Raw genomic sequence first — 253 nt, forward strand, 5'->3', positions numbered from 1 at the left:
TTGATCTTGATCATTACAAACCTCCCACTGCAATCACTGCCCGCATCCCTAGCCCCAAGAACACCAGACCCAGGGCTAATGCCAGCCAATTGGCTGCTTGAGACGTGATGGTCGTCCACTCTTTGACCACCTTGCGAATACCAATAGGGGCATGGATTGCTGCACTAATCACAAACAAGGTATAAAACGCAATCCATAACCAGTTTCCCTGGGTTCGAGTCAGTATTTCCTCAGCACTTAAACCTCCACGAAC

At 49.0% G+C, this 253-nt stretch carries 1 protein-coding gene; it reads right to left on the bottom strand.

All coding sequences use genetic code 11. The annotated features are described in order from the left end of the window. Positions 1-13: 13 nt before the first annotated feature. Positions 14-253, bottom strand: a 240-nt coding sequence (locus AC3II9_RS22100) for a hypothetical protein (RefSeq protein ID WP_489158877.1), incomplete at its 5' end; no start/stop codon positions are given.

Source organism: Lysinibacillus sp. RU7 (assembly GCF_057837305.1).